Source organism: Vagococcus proximus (assembly GCF_029143285.1).
Taxonomy (GTDB): Bacteria; Bacillota; Bacilli; order Lactobacillales; family Vagococcaceae; genus Vagococcus_D; species Vagococcus_D proximus.
Genome location: NZ_JAPDSH010000001.1, coordinates 179107 through 197128, shown reverse-complemented (window position 1 = coordinate 197128; position 18022 = coordinate 179107). Strand labels below are relative to the sequence as shown.

Below are 18022 nucleotides of genomic sequence, written 5' to 3'. Positions count from 1 at the left end.
GATACCGATAACAAAAAAAGCAAACGATAAATTTATCGCTTGCTTTTTACTAACGAGAGCTACTCTCTCTAACTATTAACTTAGGTTCAAAGAAAAGATGTCCTTGAGGTGCTCCTTTTTGTTCCAATTTATTTAATAACATCTTCGCACATGATTTTCCCATCTCAATAACAGGTTGCTTGATTGTTGTTAATTGTGGGTAAGCAATCTGATCTAAAAACACACCGTCATAACCAATGACAGCATAATCTTCAGGAATCTTCGCTCCTTTATTAAGTAAGCCTCGTTCGATTCCTAGAGCCAGACGATCAGAGCTACATATAAAACACGTGTTTTTTTCAAACGTCGAAAAGTTTTCTTCAATAAATGCCGTACTGTATCTAGAACGATTATCAAAGCGATAAATTTCTGGAATACGTTGTGCTTTTTGCATGGTATTAATATAGCCAGCTTCCCTCGAAAATTCAAAGGTTTCTTTGACATCTATCCCAATAAATACTAACCGCTCGTATCCTTTTTCAATCGCATGTTCCGTTGATAATGTTGTCCCCTGCATATTATCAGTATCTACAAAATCATGACCATAACGATTTTCTCCAAATAAGACAACTGGTTTATCCATCTGACCAATCCATTCATAATCTTTATCACGCATACCTGTGATAATGTAGCCATCTGATTGACCGATATCGAAACTATTTTCAGTTACTAATTGTAAAGAATATTGATTTTTATCTAGCTCTTTTGAAATTCCCATTAAAAGGTTCATATAATATGGTTCTGTTGTATCCATCTCTTCTAAAATAACCATCTTGATGACTTGTGTTCTATTGTTCGCCAAGGCCTTTGCGGCAACATTTGGTGTATAATTTAACTCTTTCATTGCATTAAAAACTAATTCTTTTAATTCATCCGTTACTTTTTCAGGATGATTAATCACACGTGACACGGTCATTTTGGACACGTTCGCTTTACGTGCTACATCTGCTAAGGTAACCATAAACTGCCCCTTTCAAACACTTACTCAATCTCATTATGATTATAACTTTAAAATTATAAAATGCCAATGATGAAAATAAATTACTAATCACTTGCAGAGTTTAATGTTGACTATTCTTTGATTTAATGAGATAGTATATCAAACAAATTACTCTTCAAAGATTTAGTAGCTTTTCATTTTAGCGTACAGAGAGTTGACGGTCGGTGCAAGTCAATCAGGATGAATAAGTGAATTACACCTTTTACAAAAAGAGTCGGTTAAGCTCGTTAACGCTTATAAGAGCAAGTCATATTCGACTTGGAATTTTGGGTGGTACCACGACTATGTCGTCCCAGTTAGCTTTAGAGCTAGCTGGGACTTTTTTATTTCAAAAACTATTAGGAGGCATTATTATGTTTATTATTACGTCACGCAGTGTGGGAGGGATTGCTCGTTATCGTCTTTCAGTTATGACAGCAGAACTTACACATAACTAGGAGGATTTTACACATGACAAAAAAAATAACGTTCAAAGAAGCATTACTTATTTTCATCATCATGATTACGATTTTAGGAACAGCCGTAATCAAATTTAATATGAGCCCAACAACCCCCATCATCTTAACCATTGCCCTTTTACTGGTATGGGGGCGGTTTAAAAAAATTACCTGGGATGACATTCACAAAGGCATTATTGAAGGAGTCTCTACAGGGATTATCCCAATGTTAATTTTTCTTCTCATAGGTGCTCTAATAGCCTCTTGGATTGCAGCAGGAGTTATTCCTGCCATGATGGTTGTCGGATTTAAATTAATTAATATTAATTTCTTTATTCCTTCAACTTTCATCGTTTGCGCTATTATTGGAACATCAATCGGTAGTGCCTTTACTACAGCTTCAACGATTGGCCTAGCCTTAATGGGAATGGGAACAGCTCTTGGATTCAACCCCGCTCTTATCGCAGGAGCCATCATTTCAGGTGCTGTTTTTGGTGATAAGATGTCACCACTTTCTGACAGTACGAACTTATCAGCTGCTATAGCCGGTACAGATTTATTTAAACACATTCGTAACTTAATGTGGACGACTATTCCAGCTTTTGCACTTGCCACAGTGTTATTCTTTATTTTAGGAAGACAAACTACAGCTACCGCAAATTTAGCTGAAGTCACACAATTATCGACGGCCTTAAGTTCTCATTTCACTATTGGATGGTGGTCTGCTTTACCGATTATTTTAATGGTTGTTTTTTCAATTATGAAAGTCCCAGCTATTGCAACTCTATTAAGCAACATAGCTCTTTCAATCGGCTTACTTTTCATTCAAAATCCAGCGATTCGTCTAAGCGAGATTGCTGATCTTATTGAAAATGGATTTGTTTCCAAAATAGGGGTCACTGAACTAGATACACTCCTAACTCGTGGTGGACTAATCAGCATGCTAAGTTCAATCTCACTTATAATTTTGACTTTAACTTTAGGCGGTTTACTTATTAATTTTGGGATTATCGACGCATTAATGGCTCCCATTACGACTAAACTTACCTCAAATGGCTCTTTGATTGCCGCAACCGTCTTCGGTGGAATTATGACAAATATCATGATTGGGGAGCAATACTTAGCCATTATTTTACCTGGTAAAGCGATGAAACCCGCTTTCGATAAAAGTAACCTAGCTCCAACTGCTCTATCTCGTGCCTTGGAAGATTCTGGTGCTGTACTTAATACGCTAATTCCTTGGGGGGTTAGTGGTGTCTTTATGGCCCAAACCCTTGGCGTGAGCACGCTTGCTTACTTACCTTTCTGTTTCTTTAATTTACTTTGCCCTATCCTATCCGTCTTATCTGGCTTTACTGGGATTGGTCTTAGCAAAAAAGAAACTGTATCAGCTTAAACAAAAAGACGGATCCAATTGGACCTGTCTTTTTGTTTATTTAAAATAATCCAGTAATCATACCATCTTCGGTTACATCTATTTTATTAGCTGCTGGGATTTTTGGTAAACCCGGCATCGTCATCACATCACCTGTGTAAACAACGATAAAACCTGCTCCAGCAGATACTTTCATACGACTAACCTCTACTGTAAAGTCAGTAGGACGACCTAATAATTTAGGATTATCCGATAAAGAGTATTGTGTTTTCGCCATACACACAGGTAAATTACCAAACCCTAAACTTTCTAATTTCGCCATCATCGTTCTAGCAGCTGGTGCAAATTGGACAGTCGCACCACCGTATACTTTTGTAACTATTTTTTCAATTTTTTCAGCAATACTATCTGACTCTTCATAAGCAAATTTAAGCTCGCTTGGTTGTTCTGCAAGAGCAACGACTTCCTCTGCTAAGTCACGAGCGCCTTCTCCACCTTTTTCCCAGACATCAGATAAAATAACTTTCACGCCAAGTGCTGCACATTTTTCAGTAACCAAGGCCACTTCTTTATCTGTATCGGTTGGAAATTTGTTCAACGCGACAACTGTAGGTAACTCGTATACATCTGTCATATTTTCTACATGTTTAAGTAAGTTTGGCAAGCCTGCTTCAAGAGCTGTTAAATCTTCTGTTTGTAGGTCACCTTTACCTAACCCACCATGCATTTTAAGGGCACGAATGGTAGCAACGACTACAACAGCAGATGGTCTAACACCAGACTGTCGGCATTTTATATCTAAGAATTTCTCTGCACCTAAGTCAGCACCAAAACCAGCTTCTGTTACCACATAATCGCCTAACTTCATAGCTGTTTTTGTTGCAATTACTGAATTACAGCCATGAGCAATATTGGCGAAAGGCCCACCGTGAATGATTGCTGGATTGTTTTCTAGCGTTTGAACTAAGTTAGGCTTAATCGCATCTTTAAGAAGAGCCGTCATCGCACCTTCTGCTTGTAAATCCCCTGCTGTTACCGGGTTATTTTCATAATCATACGCCACAATAATTTGTTTTAAGCGTGTTTTTAAATCATTTAAGTCATTTGCTAAACATAAAATCGCCATAATTTCTGAAGCAACAGTTATCTCAAAACCATCTTCACGAGGGACACCGTTCACACGAGCACCTAGACCACAAACAATTTGACGTAATTGACGGTCATTCATATCCACGCAACGTTTCCAGTTAATACGATTAACATCGATTTTAAGAGTATTCCCTTGATGAATATGATTATCCAACAGAGCCGCCAGTAAATTATTAGCTGCACCTATTGCATGAAAATCCCCTGTAAAATGTAAATTAATGTCTTCCATTGGCACGACTTGCGCATACCCACCACCAGCAGCCCCACCTTTAATACCAAACACAGGTCCTAATGAGGGTTCTCTTAAAGCAATGACCGCTTTCTTGCCAATTAAATTTAAACCATCTCCTAAGCCTACAACGGTTGTTGTTTTCCCTTCGCCTGCAGGTGTCGGGGTAATGGCTGTTACTAAGACTACCTTAGCTTTCTCTTCTTTATCTTTGAGCTGGTTAACATCAATCTTCCCTTTATAATTCCCGTAAAACTCTAATGTTTGACGGTCTAAACCAATCTTAGCTCCTACTTCTTCAATAAATGTCATTTCATTTTTCTGAGCAATCTCAATATCTGATAAATAGTCTGTCATCCTATTGCCTCCTTTTGTCAGGTTATCGATTTAACCTGCCCTTTTCTCGCTTTTTCTATTCTACCATTATTCCCCCTCTTTATTAAGAAATAAACCTATAAAAAAAGAGCGCCTCACTTAAAGGCTACTCTTTAATCAACTCTATGCCATTTTTTAAAGCCTCTTCTGATACTTGTCCCATAATTCTCCCTTGAATCACACCTTCTTGGTCGATAATGACCGTTGCAGGAAGCGCGGCTAACCCGTATTTATAACCAGTATCTGTGGTCTTGTCAAAATAAGTCTCAATATCAATCCCATTTGTTTCTAAAAACTCTAGTGCTAACTCCTGTGTTTCGCGCTGCCCATCCGCTTGATTGATAAATAAGAAATCGACATCTGGATTTTCTTTTTTCATCTTTTCAAATAATGGCATTTCTTCGCGACACGGTGGACACCAACTTGCCCAAAAGTTTACGACAATAGGTTTGCCTTTATGGTCAGATAGCTTGCCCTTTTTCCCATTTTTATCTTCATATGTAAAATCAAAACTTTCATCTGTAATGAGTTTTTCTTCCTCTTGAATAGAAGGTTCCGGTGCAGCCACTGGTATCTCGTAGTTTGATGTTAACTTCTGATACAATACGTAACTTCCTATTAATAAGACAGGTACTAGTAAAACTAATAGCCAATTCTTCTTGTTCATCCCAAACTTTCCTCCTATACTTTAACGTGTTACTAACAATTGTAAATAATCAACCCAACCTGTCATGATCGCTAAACCTACAAGTACCATTAAGATACCTGAGATAATATTGATTTGGCGATAATGCTGTTTGATCCAAATCATGCCTGATGTAAAGCGCGTCAGTAAGAATGTGGTTAAAACAAACGGGATACTCATTCCAATTGAATAGACGAGTAATAACCCACCACCTAAAAGTGCGGATTGACTTTGAGCAGCTAGCATTAATGCTGTTCCTAGATAAGCACTTAGACAAGGTGTCCATCCTAGTGCAAAAAGTGTGCCAAAGAAAAAGAATGTTCCTAAGCCACTTGTTTCTTTTATAGCAACGGTTTTTTTCAATCCCAATTGCAACACATTTAATTTATTAAGAACAGGTATTAATTCTGTTATCTTTAGACCAGCAATGACGATAAGTACCCCCGTTACCATTTGAATTTCTCTACGGTAAGCAATTAGGTATCGAGATAAACTACCTGAAAATAGTCCCATCAAAACAAAGACGGTAGAAAATCCTAATGTAAACGTCACAACCCTTGAAAGTACCGTACGTGTACTTTGAGACTGCGAACTCCCCACAAAATACGATACATAAACCGGCATTAAAGGTAAAATACACGGGGAGATGAAAGTTAAAATACCTTCTAGAAATAAAATTAAAAATAACGTCATTTTATTCTATTCCCCCTTAGCTTCTTGTTCTTCCTGAACAGGCTCTACCTTATCCATGATCCAATTCTTGTCTTGTTTTTTATAATGGGCTTTCGCTGCCATTGGAAATTGTTTCCCTGTTGGCGCCTCAATCACAAAACGAGTCACTGTTTCTTTTTCATCTTTAGCCAAGTCTTTCACACTTAGCATCGTGGACTCTACAATTTTAGTTTGACTTTTTTGCTTAGCATTAGGATCCCCAATAGGACGACACATCATATCTACTAATTCTGGTGTCATACGTTTTGAAAGGCTCTCGCGTTTTTCATTTGGTGACTGATTATCCTCAGCACCATAGATGTCCTTGATTAAGGTTTCATTATAGCTTTTAAAATCCTTAGCATCCTCTTCTTTTTTTGTATGGTTAGCAGATTGAGTCTGTTTAATTTTTGATGTGTCAGATTCTTTCGAGGCTTCTGTTTCCGGTCTAAAGCCTATATACGCAGCAACACCAAGTAAAACTGCCGCTAGCGCAATTATAATTTTTTTCATAATAGTCTCCTTTTCGAACCATTAATATAACATATACCCACACCACTAGTCTTTCTTTTAGCTTCAAACAAACCTTAATTTTGTACAAAAAAGAAGCCTGTCATTAGACAGACTCCTTATTATTATTTTTAACGAATTTCAACTGAAAATTCTTCAACTAATGCAGCTTGAACTTTATCCATTGCTTTTGTAACCTCTTCATCTACTAGAGTTGCCTCTGTATTTAAGAATGTTAATGAATAAGCCATTGATTTTTTATCTGCTCCTAGTTTTTCACCTTGGAAGATATCAAATAATGTCACATCTGTTAAGAAACGTCCGCCATTCGCTTTAATCGTATCAACTAATGCTTGATTAGAGATAGACGCATCCACTAATAATGCCATATCACGCGACATTGCCGGGAATTTAGAAACAGGGGCATAGTTAATGCCAGTGCTTGTTATAGCTAGTAATTTTTCTAAATTAATTTCAGCTACATACGTTTCTTTAATATCATAGGCTTTAGCAGTTAATGGGTGAACTTGACCAACAAAACCAATCACTTCTTCCCCTGCCATTAAGAATGCTGTACGTCCTGGGTGCATCTCTTTTAATTCATCTGTCGCAACAAATGTTGTCGCTTCCGTTAAACCAAGAGTTGTCAAGATACTTTCAACAATACCTTTAGCCACATAGAAATCAACAGGTGCTTTGGCAACTTGCCAGCTTCCTTGTTCTCTTAAACCTGTTAAGGCGAAACCTAATGAACGTGTTTCAGTTGGAAGAGCTTGTCCCTCTTCTTGTTTAAATGTTTTACCGATTTCATATAACGCTACATCATTATTTTTACGAGCTGTGTTGTAAGCCACGTCTTCTAATAACCCACTGATTAAGTTTTGACGTAATACCGCACGATCAGAACTCATAGGTGATTGAAGAGCCACAACTGGAGCTTTATCTAGCACAAATTGTGTTGCTTTTTCTTCGATTGTTAACGCATAACTAATCGCTTCTGTTAGACCATTTCCTTCAACTGACTCACGGATGGCACGAATTAAACGTTGGTCATCTGTTAAAGCACCTGGTAAGGCTTCACCACTTGGTAAAGTTGATGGTAAATTGTCATAGCCATAGATACGTGCTACTTCTTCGATGATATCTGCTTCGATTGAAATATCCCAACGACGTCCAGGAATTGAAATCACATAGCTTTCACCCGTCACTTCAAATTTGAAATCTAAAGCTGTTAAAATTTCATTCACTGCTTCAACTGTTAGATCAGTTCCTAAAGAACCATTAATACGTGATAATTCAATCGCTACTTTAGTGTCAGGTGCTTTTGTTTCTTCTGCTACAACTTCACCAGAAACAACTGTTCCTTCACCTAATTCAGCCATCATCGCTGCAGCGAATTCGCAAGCTTCTGCTACTGTATCTAAGTTAATCCCTTTTTCAAAACGGCTGCTTGATTCGCTACGCAAGCCAAATTGTTTCGCTGATTTACGCGTTACAATTCCATCGAACGTTGCTGCTTCAATCGCAATCGTCGTTGTTTTTTCAGTGATTTCTGACTCTTGACCACCCATAATACCAGCTAATGCTAATGGTTTTTGACCATTCGTAATCACGATATTCTCAGGCGTAACCTCACGTTCTTCCCCATCAAGTGTCACTAATTTTTCTCCTACTTGACCACGACGAACTAAAATTTCTTTTGATCCTAATTCATTATAATCAAAGGCGTGTAAAGGTTGACCGAATAATAATAAGACATAATTCGTCACATCTACCATGTTGTTAATTGGACGAATGCCGGCATTCATTAAACGTGTTTGTAACCATAATGGACTTTCTTTCACTGTCACATCTTTCACAATACGCATACGATAATTAGGTGTATCCTCTTTATCTGCCACACTTACTGACAAGTAATCGCTCGCTTTTTCAGTTGTATCCTCAACTAATTCTTTTGTTGGGAATGTTGGTGTTTTACGGTAAATAGCCGCTACTTCATGAGCAACACCACGCATGCTTAACGCATCTGCACGGTTTGGTGTGATTGATAATTCAACAATCGCATCATCCATCGCTAAGTATGAAAAGACAGGCTCGCCAGCTTTTGCTTCTTCTGGCATGAAGTAAATCCCTTCAGCATAAGCTTTTGGTACAACACTATCGCCATAACCTAGCTCTTGAAGTGAACATACCATTCCTAATGATACTTCGCCACGCATTTTACCTTTTTTAATTTTTACATTACCCGCTATACGTGAGTTTGGTAATGCTACAATCACTTTTTTGTCCGCTGCAATATTCGGAGCACCACAAACGATTTGGTAAAGTTCTTCTTCACCTACATCGATTTGGCAAATTGATAAATGATCGCTATCTGGGTGTGGCACGCATTCTTTTACATCACCTACGACGATTTTTTTAAGTCCTTCTTCAGGAACGTTTACTTCTTCAACTTCAATCCCTGTACGAGACATTTTATCTGCTAATTCATCTGGTGTAACAGATGATAAATCAACTAATTCGTTTAACCATTTATAAGAAACTAACATATTATTTCTCCTTTACTGAAAATTGTTCTAAGAAACGAACATCATTTTGATAGAAATTACGAATATCATTAACCCCGTAACGTAACATTGCAATACGGTCTGGCCCCATACCAAAAGCAAACCCACTGTATACTGTTGGGTCAATACCAGACATTTTAAGGACGTTAGGATGAACCATACCCGCTCCTAAAATCTCAATCCAACCAGTTTCTTTACAAACGTTACATCCTTTACCGCCACATTTGAAACAGCTCACATCCACTTCAACTGAAGGCTCAGTAAATGGGAAGTAACTTGGACGTAGACGAATTTCACGGTCATCACCAAACATTTTTTTCATAACTACTTCAAGGGTACCTTTTAAATCGCCCATTGTAATATTTTTATCCACGACTAATCCTTCGATTTGGTGGAATTGATGACTATGTGTTGCATCATCGCTATCACGACGGAATACTTTACCTGGACTAATCATACGAAGAGGACCTTTAGAAAAATCGTGTTTTTCCATTGTACGAGCTTGAACTGGAGAGGTATGTGTTCTTAATAACAACTCTTCTGTAATGTAGAACGTATCTTGCATATCACGAGCTGGGTGATCTTTTGGTAAATTCATACGCTCAAAATTATACTCATCTTGTTCTACTTCAAAGCCTTCCACAATTTGGTAGCCCATTCCTAAGAAAATATCTTCCATCTCTGTCATTGTTTGTGTTAGAACATGGCTTGTTCCTTGAACTAATTCTTTACCTGGAAGCGTTACATCAAGTGTTTCTTTAGCAAGTTTACGGTTCAATTCTAATTCTTCTAATTGAACTTTCTTTTCTTCTAATTTTTCTGTTAAATGGTCACGAATTTCATTGGCAAAGCTCCCTACTACTGGGCGCTCCTCTGCAGATAAATCTTTCATCCCACGTAATACTTCTGTGATTGGACCTTTTTTACCTAATGTTTCAACACGGATTTGATTCAAATCATTTAACGCATCACTTGCTGAAATCTTTTGTAATGTTTCTTCTTTTAACGCTTCTAATTGCTGTTTTAAAGACATGTCTCTGTCACTCCTTTTTTTATAATTGAGGAAAACAAAAAAAGACCCCATTCCTTATATATAAGGAACGAGATCTCGCGGTACCATCCTATTTTATAGCAAAGTTAAACTTTGCCATACACTTTATTGTTGGTAACGATGTCCTACGACACCGGTCTAATGTTTAGTTAGACAACTTAGGAAGTGAATTCATTTAGTGATCCGTGCTTGGCTTTCAGTCAGTGGCCAATGCTCCCTGAGACATCTCATAACTAAATTACTAGTTTCCCGCAATGTTTTTCTTCTATTACCAATTAGTCTACATGAATAACATGGCTAGGTCAAGTTCAGACTGACTAAATCCACTTTTCAGCCCACGTTTGGATTTCTGACATAACTTGCTTCAAATCTTTCCCTTTTTCTGTCAGACAATAATCCACTTTTTTACTATTTTTACAATCTTCACAACGTGTTACAATCTCATTCGCTTCTAATTCTTTGAGTCGTTCAACTAAAACTCGGTCACTCACTTCAGGAATTTTCAAAGCTAATTCACTAAAACGCTGACAGCCTTCCTCAAGTAAAACATCAATAATTAAACCATTCCAGCGTTTGCCTAAAATCGAGAATGTTTTTTCAAATTTGGGACACAGCTGAAATTGACGTTCTTTACAGTCGCTTTCGTTCATACCTTAACCTCCCCACTTCCTTCTGTCTCTTTCAAAATAAAAACAGCCAATAGACTTTGCTTTGACTGTTTTTTACTTGCTTAGATTAGCTCGCCATTTTAAAAAACGACGTCACTTTATGTTTCGCATTGTGATAAACTGGCACAACCACTTCGTTTACTGCACAGTATTTATCGACCATCGTTACGATATAGCTTTCTTTATAACGCGGAGGGGCAATTGTTGCCAACCACATATGCTTAATTATAATGTCACGTTCTAAATCTGACAACTCTGTAATTTTTTCTGCATTTTTTACGGCCACGCGAGGGTGAACATAAGCATGGGTACCGCCATCATACTCTTCGGTGCGCCAATCATAGTGAAACAGATCATGTAGCAATCCCGCACGAGCAGTGGAACGCGCATTCCCTTTCCATTTCTTAGCTAAACGGTAACTGATATATGATACTGAAATCGAATGTTCCAAACGCGTTGAATAGTGATGCTGCGTAAATTCACCCAACTTTTGAACTTCTTCAGTGTTAATTAAATCTTCAATATACGACATGTACTCTTCATCGGCTTGCCAATCATGCTTCAATCCATTCATCATCCTTTTCCATTAAGATATACTTTTACTACATCTTAATCTTACCACCAACAGATATAACAGTCCATTTAAGCACCTTAAATTAAACAAATCGTAAGAATTGTCATTTTAAGTTAATGAAAACATTAAAATTCCCGCTGCAATAGCAACATTCAATGACTCAGCTTGACCCACAATCGGAATATATAATTGTTTATCTGTTAAGGCTAATACTTCTTTGGATACACCCTGTCCTTCATTTCCCATAACAAGAGCAAATTCATTTGCTTTTTCCACTGTTCGGTACGAGACAGCTTCTGGATTTAATTCTGTTCCGTAAACTTGAATATTATTTTCTTTCATCTCGGCAATCACTTCCGTTAAGACAGCTTGACGAACGGTTACATGAAAATGACTACCTTGCATAGAACGTAAAACTTTGGAATTATATATATCAGCCGTTCCTTCACCTAAAATAACAGTCTTAATTCCTGCAGCATCAGCTGTTCGGATCATTGTACCAACATTCCCCGGATCTTGAACGCCATCTAATAGAAGGAACGTCCCTGATTGAGGAATCGCCTCTTCTTTTCCTTTTCTGATTACAGCTATAATACCTTGTGGAGCTGGTACAGATGACAAGCTCTTCATCACTTCTTCTGTCACTAAATAAACGTCTTCAATACACACTTCTTTTGCCATATCTTCATATAACATTTGCCCTGTTTCAGTACAAAGAACGCCCTCTATTGCCGCGCCAGCTTTTATTGCTTCCTGGACTAAATGTTCACCTTCAACGATGTAACGATTTGTTTCATCACGGTATTTTTTCTTATCTAATTTTTTTAATTCTTTTATATAAGCATTCTTAGTAGATGTAATTTCTTTCATTTCAGTCGTCACCTAACTTTATAATTTTATTATCCATCAATTATAGCATTCTCTTCTTATTCCTACTATACTAATCCATATTTCAGTTGTATAACTAGAAGAATATCGTACAATAATAGTATCACATTAACTTTTATAGGAGGCAGTTATTAATGAATCATGTAAAATTAACAGTTCAAGGAAGAGTGCAGCATGTCGGGTTTCGTATCACTACTAAAATGGTAGCGGACAGACTTCGCATTAAAGGTATTGTAAAAAATTTACCCGATGGTTCTGTTTATATAGAAGCAACAGGTGATGAAACAAAATTAAAGAAATTCATTTCCTTAGTAGAAGCTTCTCCCACACCAAGCGGTCGCGTTGATAATGTGATAATTAACTTTGTAGATGTTCTACCAAACTATACAGCTTTTGATGTCACCTATTAAAGTCATCTCACCTAATCCTTAAGAAATAATTAAACAAGGAATACGCTTTCTGTTTATTTTTTTATTTGATTGAAAATTAAGTCATAATCTATTATAGTTAACATTATCAGTAAATTTAGAAGTAAAGGAAGAATATAATGAAAAAATCGCTTAAAAAAGGTCTTTTAGCATCAGGACTTTTCGGATTAGTTTTAACGTTATCAGGTTGTGTCCAAACTTATAAGTCTGGTCCAAATATTGGAAAACCAACTGGTGATGGCTGGATGTACAACCTCTTAGTAGAACCAATGAGTCATTTAATCAACTATTTCGTTGATATCTTTAGTGGAAATTATGGATTAGCCGTTATCGTCTTTACCTTAATTGTACGTGCGATTATCCTGCCACTTGGCTTACACCAAACTAAAAAAGCCAGCTATCAATCAGAAAAAATGCAATACTTGAAACCGCAGATGTCTGCTATTCAAGCAAAACAAAAAGCAGCAACAACACCTCAAGAACAAATGGCTGCCAATCAAGAGCTCCAAGCTTTATACAAAGACAATAACATGAGTATGTTTGGTGGAATGGGATGTTTACCACTCCTTATTCAAATGCCAATCTTTACTGCTCTATTCTTTACGATCAAGTATATGCCTGGTATTGAAAGTGCTACTTTCTTAGGAATTAACTTAGGTAAACCAAATATGATCCTAACAGTCCTAGCTGCTTTAAGTTACTTATTACAAAGTTACTTGAGTACAATTGGCATGTCAGAGGAACAGAAAAAACAAATGAAGATGATGTTATTCATGTCTCCAATGATGATTGGGTTTATTTCATTAAGTTCACCTGCCGGCGTAACACTTTACTGGGTAGTTGGAGGGATTTTCAGCTGTATCCAAACACTGATTTCAAATCTTTACCAAAAACCACGTATTCGTAAACAAATTGCGGAAGAATTCAAAAAGAATCCTCCTAAAGCCGTTGTGACACCTACCGAAAAACCAAAAGAAGTCAATAAAACGTACCAAACAAAATCAGCTAAGCCAAGAAACGCTCAGTTAAATAATAAACAACCAAAAAACGGTCGTAATGCTGGTAAACAACAACGTAAATAATAACAAAACTCCTTCTTGAAAATAACATTCAAGAAGGAGTTTTTCTTTCATTTTTTTTTGAAAAAAACGGGGATAAAAAGAGTTATAGGACTATTCATAAAACCTTATACATCAGTAATTACAGCCTTTTCATAACCCCATTAAATTATTTTTCATTTTTTTTCAAATAATACAGAAAATTACATAGTTAAATGAATTTATTTATGTTACCATGTGGAAGTAGTTGGTAAAAAAATAAAATTTAACTAGCGAGGAGTTTTAAAAATGTTTTCAAGAAATAAAAAAGATCAGTTTGGTGAGTTACTACATGACATGACGGTGAATCTAAAAGAAGCCGCAACATATTTTTCATCTTTCTCTCTTGAGAAACCTGAAGATGTCGCTATCTTTTCTGAAACCATTAATAACTATGAATCTAAAGGAGATAAATTAGTTTACGACATGATCGTAGAGCTTAATGATACATTTATCACACCTATTGAACGTGAGGATATCTTAGAATTAACAAACCGTATCGACGATGTTTTAGATTCAATGGAAAAAGCTGCCTTATCATTTGAAATTTGTCACTTATCAAAATTTAACGATGTTATCACTAAAATGGCTGCAGAAATTTGTGGCGCGACAGAAGAAATTGCTGAAGCAGTTGATTACATCTTTACTAAAAAATTAAAAGAAGTAAATGGCTTATCTAAAAAAATCAAACAACATGAATCAAAATGTGATGATTTATACCGCGAAGCTTTACTTGCACTATTCCAAGAAGAAGAAGACCCAATCCGTATCATTCGCTATAAAACAGTTTATGAAGATTTAGAAGAAATCGCAAACTTCTGTGAGGATGTTTCTAAAACTTTAAATACAATTGTTATGAAGAACGCATAGGGGGCAATTTAAATGGATCAAATGTTAGTCTTAACTATTCTGATTGTTATTGCTGCCTTAGCATTTGACGTTATCAATGGATTCCATGATACTGCCAATGCCATTGCAACAAGTGTTTCAACTAAAGCTTTAAAACCAAAACATGCGATTATATTAGCTGCTGTAATGAACTTCCTTGGTGCTGTTTCATTTACAGGTGTTGCTAAAACAATTACAAGCGGGATCGTTGATCCTGTTAAATTAGATAACATGCAACTTGTTCTACTTGCTGCCCTATTATCTGCTATTATTTGGAACTTAGTAACATGGTACTATGGTATTCCTAGTAGTTCATCACATGCTTTAATCGGTTCTATCGCCGGTGCTGCTATTGCATCTGAAGGATTCGGAGCCATTAAGTATTCTGGTTTCATTAAAATCTTTGGTGGTTTAATTATTTCACCATTTATTGCTTTTATTGTTGGGTATATCGTTTATAGCATTATTAAAACTATTTTTAAAAATCACAATCTATCTCGTGCGAATAAGAATTTTAGAATTTTCCAAATTCTAACTGCCGCATTACAATCTTATACTCACGGAACAAATGATGCTCAAAAAGCTATGGGGATTATTACAATGGCCCTTATGGCAAATGGCATGCAATCTGGTGATGAAGTTCAACACTGGGTTCAAATCGCCTGTGCGACAGCTATGGCTATCGGAACAAGTATTGGTGGTTGGAAAATCATCAAAACTGTCGGTGGAAAAATTATGAAAATTAAACCTGTTACAGGTGTTGCAGCTGATGTCAGTTCTGTATTAGTAATTTTTAGTGCTACTCTATTCCACTTACCAGTTAGTACAACTCATGTTATCAGCTCTTCTATTATGGGTGTTGGTACATCACATAGACCTAAAGGTGTTAAATGGGACACAGGTAAACGTATGTTATTCACTTGGATTATTACATTACCTATCTCAATTATTATCTCAGCACTTATCTTCACAGTCTTGCATTTATTTGTTTAATTACAACAATCGATCTCTTACCGAGGTCGATTTTTTTATACAAAAAGAAGATGAAGCTCTACGCTTCATCTTCTTCTTTTTTAGGGAGTTCAACCATCGGTAAGAATATTCTAAAAATAGTTCCTACGCCCACTGCACTCTCAGCTAAGATCTTACCACCATAGCTCTCTACAAGCTCTTTAGCAATTGATAATCCCAGGCCATTTCCACCTTTATGACGACTTCTTGCTTTGTCTACACGGTAGAAACGATTGAAAATCTGAGCAAGATCTTCCTCAGAAATCCCTTCTCCAAAATCTTGTATTGCAATTTCCAATTGGTCTCTTGTCGAAGCAACAGACATATGAATTTCCTTACGATCTCTCGAATATTTAACCGCATTATCTAAAATAATAATTAATAATTGTTCGAAATGATGACGGTAAATTTTTACCTTACGCTCCGAGAATAGAGCATCATCTAAGATAAAGGTAAAGTCCGGATATAAGATCTGAAAGTTATTAAACGTCTGATGAGTCACTTCTTTCGCCATAGAGATATCATTTTTGTGTTGGAATTCAACTTGTTCCAATCGGGATAAGTCTAACATCTCCTGAACTAAACTCTTCATGCGAATAATCTCTTGTAATGACGCTTCTAAGGACTCCTCTAGGATTTCTGGATCATCCTTACCCCATCGATTTAAAAGCTTTAAATGGCCTTCTATAATCGCCACAGGCGTTCTCAATTCATGCGAAACATCTTCAACAAATTGTTGCTGTTGCTCAATGAATTTCTGCATACGATCCATCATATCGTTAAAGACTTCTGCTAAATCAGAAAATTCATCTTTCGATTTCATTTCAGGTAAACGAATTTGAGACTGTGGATCACTTTTAATAACATTAATAACATGAGTCATCTTGCGAAGTGGTTTTAAGAAATATGACGATAACATAAACCCTAATAACAGACTAATTATAACACCGGCTGCCACAAGTAAAATCATGGTACTTAATAATTTACTTCTAATACCATGAACCAAGCTCAAATCGTAAAATAACTGAATATAGCCAACTAGCTTGCCTTCTTTATTTTTTACAGGTTGAGTAGCTAAAAAGCCTGTGTTATTCTCAATTTCTACTTCCTTCGTTTCTTTTACATTTGACCCTCGGTATTTCAAATTATAGTCTTTGGTTTCAAAAACTAACTCTTTGTCTTTGTTGTAGACTGTAGCAGCTAATTCGGGCTGAGATAATTCAGCAATAAAACTATTCAATTGAATAATATTTTCACTGTTATTATTTAGTCCCATATCTGACGAATCTTTTAAATAAAAAATCGTATCCTTCAAAGTAAGATCATGCTCTGATTCCGATAGACGTTTAGAAATTTCGTTTAAGGTATGCTTCACATTACGTTTTTCTTCTCTAACCATTAAATCCGTACTTGTCTTATAAGTAATAAGAGCAAACGTTGTAAAGAGGATAAAGATAAAAGTAGACGTTAATAAAGTCCACTTAACCGTAATGACTAAGTTGGACTTAAATAAAGATTTTATTTCTTTTCTAAAGGCAGACATTACGATCTCATCACATAACCTGTTCCACGGACAGTTTGAATATAACTCTCTTCTCCTGGAACATCAATTTTGTTTCTAAGATAACGAATGTAAACATCTACTACATTTGTTTCTACTTCTGTTTCATATCCCCATACCTTATTAAGTAGCACATCACGTGCTAGAACAACATTAACATTTTCCATTAAAGCTAATAATAACTCATACTCACGTTTGGTTAATTCGATCACTTCATTGTCACGTCTAACAATTCGATTCTCTTTTTCAATCGTTAGATTACGGTAAGACAATGTTGTTTGTTTCATGATATTTTTATCACCTTCAATGTCAATACGACGAAGTAACGCTCTCAATCTTGCTAATAATTCTTCAATAGCAAAGGGTTTTACGATATAATCATCTGCACCATGATCTAATCCTGAAACTCTATCAATAACAGAATCACGTGCTGTCATCATAATAATTGGTGTATTTTTAGTTTGACGAATACGACGACAAACTTCTAAACCATTTAATTCAGGCAACATTAAATCTAAGAGAATGGCATCCCAATCTCCAGCTAAAGCTGCTTCTAAGCCTGTACGTCCATTATAATGAACTTCAACATGATAGCCTTCATGTTTCAATTCTAATTCAACAAAACGGGCTAAATTCTTTTCATCTTCAATGATTAAAATATTACTCATCTAGTGTAATCTCCTTCTTTGATAGAATACTACTATTCCTACCCTTTATTATAACGATTCTTGGTTAAAAAAGCTATGGTATATTTTAACCTCTATTAAAATAACATGTGA

General features: G+C 36.3%; 18 protein-coding genes and 2 other annotated features. Of the genes, 6 read left to right on the top strand and 12 right to left on the bottom strand.

Annotated elements, in window-relative coordinates:
• Positions 1-49: 49 nt before the first annotated feature.
• Positions 50-1000 carry a LacI family DNA-binding transcriptional regulator gene (locus tag OL233_RS00945; protein WP_275470499.1) on the bottom strand — a complete coding sequence of 317 codons (951 nt, stop codon included), beginning with the start codon at positions 998-1000 and terminating at the stop codon, positions 50-52.
• Between the two features lie 143 nt (positions 1001-1143).
• Positions 1144-1337: a binding site (T-box leader), on the top strand.
• On the opposite strand from OL233_RS00945, the gene OL233_RS00940 reads away from it, so the two are divergent.
• Together OL233_RS00940 and nhaC are read left to right on the top strand one after the other, a co-directional pair.
• A complete protein-coding gene (locus OL233_RS00940; RefSeq protein WP_275470498.1) occupies positions 1324-1476 on the top strand; it encodes a hypothetical protein in 153 nt (50 codons plus the stop codon). Its footprint overlaps the feature before it by 14 nt.
• A 13-nt stretch (positions 1477-1489) precedes the next feature.
• Positions 1490-2872 carry a Na+/H+ antiporter NhaC gene (nhaC, locus tag OL233_RS00935; RefSeq protein WP_275470497.1) on the top strand — a complete coding sequence of 461 codons (1383 nt, stop codon included), beginning with the start codon at positions 1490-1492 and terminating at the stop codon, positions 2870-2872.
• A 40-nt stretch (positions 2873-2912) separates the two neighbouring features.
• Here nhaC and OL233_RS00930 read toward each other — a convergent pair whose 3' ends face one another.
• The 9 genes from OL233_RS00930 to OL233_RS00890 form a co-directional block, all read right to left on the bottom strand.
• Positions 2913-4586: a formate--tetrahydrofolate ligase gene (locus tag OL233_RS00930; RefSeq protein WP_275470496.1), complete on the bottom strand. Its 1674-nt coding sequence runs from the start codon at positions 4584-4586 to the stop codon at positions 2913-2915.
• 124 nt (positions 4587-4710) lie between these two features.
• Positions 4711-5271: a TlpA family protein disulfide reductase gene (locus OL233_RS00925; protein ID WP_275470495.1), complete on the bottom strand. Its 561-nt coding sequence runs from the start codon at positions 5269-5271 to the stop codon at positions 4711-4713.
• Positions 5272-5292: 21 nt separating this feature from the next.
• On the bottom strand, positions 5293-5982 hold the full coding sequence (locus tag OL233_RS00920; protein ID WP_275470494.1) for a cytochrome c biogenesis CcdA family protein: 690 nt from the start codon (positions 5980-5982) through the stop codon (positions 5293-5295).
• 6 nt (positions 5983-5988) lie between these two features.
• Positions 5989-6513 carry a hypothetical protein gene (locus OL233_RS00915; protein WP_275470493.1) on the bottom strand — a complete coding sequence of 175 codons (525 nt, stop codon included), beginning with the start codon at positions 6511-6513 and terminating at the stop codon, positions 5989-5991.
• Between the two features lie 128 nt (positions 6514-6641).
• Entirely contained in the window at positions 6642-9059 is a 2418-nt protein-coding gene (pheT, locus tag OL233_RS00910; protein ID WP_275470492.1) for a phenylalanine--tRNA ligase subunit beta, read from the bottom strand.
• Position 9060: 1 nt separating this feature from the next.
• Entirely contained in the window at positions 9061-10110 is a 1050-nt protein-coding gene (gene pheS / locus OL233_RS00905; protein WP_275470491.1) for a phenylalanine--tRNA ligase subunit alpha, read from the bottom strand.
• A 60-nt stretch (positions 10111-10170) separates the two neighbouring features.
• Positions 10171-10392 (bottom strand) — a binding site (T-box leader).
• A gap of 53 nt (positions 10393-10445) precedes the next feature.
• A complete protein-coding gene (locus OL233_RS00900) occupies positions 10446-10778 on the bottom strand; it encodes a winged helix-turn-helix transcriptional regulator (protein ID WP_275470490.1) in 333 nt (110 codons plus the stop codon).
• Positions 10779-10863: 85 nt separating this feature from the next.
• On the bottom strand, positions 10864-11370 hold the full coding sequence (locus OL233_RS00895; protein WP_437184396.1) for an HD domain-containing protein: 507 nt from the start codon (positions 11368-11370) through the stop codon (positions 10864-10866).
• A 108-nt stretch (positions 11371-11478) separates the two neighbouring features.
• Positions 11479-12240 carry a TrmH family RNA methyltransferase gene (locus OL233_RS00890; protein ID WP_275470489.1) on the bottom strand — a complete coding sequence of 254 codons (762 nt, stop codon included), beginning with the start codon at positions 12238-12240 and terminating at the stop codon, positions 11479-11481.
• Positions 12241-12392: 152 nt separating this feature from the next.
• On the opposite strand from OL233_RS00890, the gene OL233_RS00885 reads away from it, so the two are divergent.
• The 4 genes from OL233_RS00885 (at position 12393) to OL233_RS00870 (ending at position 15664) form a co-directional block, all read left to right on the top strand.
• Positions 12393-12668 (top strand): acylphosphatase, encoded by a 276-nt coding sequence (locus OL233_RS00885; protein WP_275470488.1) that lies wholly within the window; start codon positions 12393-12395, stop codon positions 12666-12668.
• A gap of 137 nt (positions 12669-12805) precedes the next feature.
• On the top strand, positions 12806-13768 hold the full coding sequence (yidC, locus tag OL233_RS00880) for a membrane protein insertase YidC (RefSeq protein ID WP_275470487.1): 963 nt from the start codon (positions 12806-12808) through the stop codon (positions 13766-13768).
• 264 nt (positions 13769-14032) lie between these two features.
• Entirely contained in the window at positions 14033-14653 is a 621-nt protein-coding gene (locus OL233_RS00875; RefSeq protein ID WP_275470486.1) for a DUF47 domain-containing protein, read from the top strand.
• A 12-nt stretch (positions 14654-14665) separates the two neighbouring features.
• A complete protein-coding gene (locus tag OL233_RS00870; protein WP_275470485.1) occupies positions 14666-15664 on the top strand; it encodes an inorganic phosphate transporter in 999 nt (332 codons plus the stop codon).
• A gap of 58 nt (positions 15665-15722) precedes the next feature.
• Here OL233_RS00870 and OL233_RS00865 read toward each other — a convergent pair whose 3' ends face one another.
• Together OL233_RS00865 and OL233_RS00860 are read right to left on the bottom strand one after the other, a co-directional pair.
• A complete protein-coding gene (locus OL233_RS00865; RefSeq protein ID WP_275470484.1) occupies positions 15723-17225 on the bottom strand; it encodes a HAMP domain-containing sensor histidine kinase in 1503 nt (500 codons plus the stop codon).
• Positions 17225-17911, bottom strand: a complete 687-nt coding sequence (locus OL233_RS00860) for a response regulator transcription factor (RefSeq protein WP_126830948.1) — start codon at positions 17909-17911, stop codon at positions 17225-17227. Before OL233_RS00860 ends, OL233_RS00865 begins: the two co-directional genes overlap by 1 nt.
• Positions 17912-18022: the final 111 nt, after the last annotated feature.

What these genes read in the sequence shown, in the direction of transcription:
- OL233_RS00930 (WP_275470496.1), bottom strand. Translation starts at nt 4,586, where the DNA reads ATGACAGACTATTTATCAGATATTGAGATTGCTCAGAAAAATGAAATG.
- pheS (WP_275470491.1), bottom strand. Translation starts at nt 10,110, where the DNA reads ATGTCTTTAAAACAGCAATTAGAAGCGTTAAAAGAAGAAACATTACAA.
- OL233_RS00915 (WP_275470493.1), bottom strand. Translation starts at nt 6,513, where the DNA reads ATGAAAAAAATTATAATTGCGCTAGCGGCAGTTTTACTTGGTGTTGCT.
- OL233_RS00870 (WP_275470485.1), top strand. Translation starts at nt 14,666, where the DNA reads ATGGATCAAATGTTAGTCTTAACTATTCTGATTGTTATTGCTGCCTTA.
- OL233_RS00945 (WP_275470499.1), bottom strand. Translation starts at nt 1,000, where the DNA reads ATGGTTACCTTAGCAGATGTAGCACGTAAAGCGAACGTGTCCAAAATG.
- OL233_RS00900 (WP_275470490.1), bottom strand. Translation starts at nt 10,778, where the DNA reads ATGAACGAAAGCGACTGTAAAGAACGTCAATTTCAGCTGTGTCCCAAA.
- OL233_RS00865 (WP_275470484.1), bottom strand. Translation starts at nt 17,225, where the DNA reads ATGTCTGCCTTTAGAAAAGAAATAAAATCTTTATTTAAGTCCAACTTA.
- OL233_RS00890 (WP_275470489.1), bottom strand. Translation starts at nt 12,240, where the DNA reads ATGAAAGAAATTACATCTACTAAGAATGCTTATATAAAAGAATTAAAA.
- nhaC (WP_275470497.1), top strand. Translation starts at nt 1,490, where the DNA reads ATGACAAAAAAAATAACGTTCAAAGAAGCATTACTTATTTTCATCATC.
- OL233_RS00885 (WP_275470488.1), top strand. Translation starts at nt 12,393, where the DNA reads ATGAATCATGTAAAATTAACAGTTCAAGGAAGAGTGCAGCATGTCGGG.
- OL233_RS00860 (WP_126830948.1), bottom strand. Translation starts at nt 17,911, where the DNA reads ATGAGTAATATTTTAATCATTGAAGATGAAAAGAATTTAGCCCGTTTT.
- OL233_RS00895 (WP_437184396.1), bottom strand. Translation starts at nt 11,370, where the DNA reads ATGAATGGATTGAAGCATGATTGGCAAGCCGATGAAGAGTACATGTCG.
- OL233_RS00875 (WP_275470486.1), top strand. Translation starts at nt 14,033, where the DNA reads ATGTTTTCAAGAAATAAAAAAGATCAGTTTGGTGAGTTACTACATGAC.
- yidC (WP_275470487.1), top strand. Translation starts at nt 12,806, where the DNA reads ATGAAAAAATCGCTTAAAAAAGGTCTTTTAGCATCAGGACTTTTCGGA.
- OL233_RS00940 (WP_275470498.1), top strand. Translation starts at nt 1,324, where the DNA reads ATGTCGTCCCAGTTAGCTTTAGAGCTAGCTGGGACTTTTTTATTTCAA.
- OL233_RS00925 (WP_275470495.1), bottom strand. Translation starts at nt 5,271, where the DNA reads ATGAACAAGAAGAATTGGCTATTAGTTTTACTAGTACCTGTCTTATTA.
- pheT (WP_275470492.1), bottom strand. Translation starts at nt 9,059, where the DNA reads ATGTTAGTTTCTTATAAATGGTTAAACGAATTAGTTGATTTATCATCT.
- OL233_RS00920 (WP_275470494.1), bottom strand. Translation starts at nt 5,982, where the DNA reads ATGACGTTATTTTTAATTTTATTTCTAGAAGGTATTTTAACTTTCATC.